At 83.0% G+C, this 288-nt stretch carries 1 pseudogene; it reads left to right on the forward strand.

Annotated features, from left to right (window positions below):
- Positions 1 to 288, forward strand: a pseudogene (locus tag KVT14_RS20300) (hypothetical protein); the annotation flags it as partial.

The raw sequence follows: 288 nt of genomic DNA on the forward strand, positions 1-288 counted from the left end.
CCCGAGTACCGCGAGGCGGCCGAGCGGCGCGCCGCGCCCGGCAAGCCGCGGCGCCGGGGCGGGCGCGGCACCGTCGCGGTGGCCGTGCTGGCGGGCGTGCTGGGCGCGGCCACGACCTGGTCCGTGCTCGCGCTGCGCGCCCCGCAGCCGTCCGCGGTCGCCGCGCGCGAGGTGCTCGCCGGGCAGATCACCGCGCGCAGCGCCGAGCTCGACCGGCTGCGGGACCGGAGCGCGGCGCTGTCGGACGAGATCGCCCTGCTCCCGGGGCAGGCGGTGTCCGGGGGGGGC

The organism is Cellulomonas sp. GbtcB1, assembly GCF_019091725.1.
Taxonomy (GTDB): Bacteria; Actinomycetota; Actinomycetes; order Actinomycetales; family Cellulomonadaceae; genus Cellulomonas.